Genomic DNA, 264 nt, shown 5'->3' on the forward strand with positions numbered 1-264 from the left:
GCCCTTTTCCAGGTAGGCATCGGTGATGGTCTTGAGCAACTCGTTAAGCTGCGGCACGCCCAGGCATTGGTTGATGTAGGGGGCAAGCAAGCGTTGGCGCTCGCGCTCGGACAAGGCGTCGGCGCCCTTGAGCTCGATGGTCTTGATGGGGAAACAACGGGTATCGGCGGGTTTTGTCGGCTGGATCGGCTTGGCTTCTTTGCCTGGCAGGTCCTTGAGTTCTTCGAGGCGTCGACGCTGTTCTTCGAGCAAGCGATTCTGACG

1 protein-coding gene is annotated in these 264 nt (G+C 59.5%); it reads right to left on the bottom strand.

The genetic code is table 11. The annotated features are described in order from the left end of the window. Positions 1–264, bottom strand: a 264-nt coding sequence (locus OC610_RS29280) for a POTRA domain-containing protein (protein WP_332880497.1), incomplete at both ends; no start/stop codon positions are given.

The sequence above is a fragment of the Pseudomonas agronomica genome, from assembly GCF_025917275.1.
GTDB lineage: Bacteria > Pseudomonadota > Gammaproteobacteria > Pseudomonadales > Pseudomonadaceae > Aquipseudomonas > Aquipseudomonas agronomica.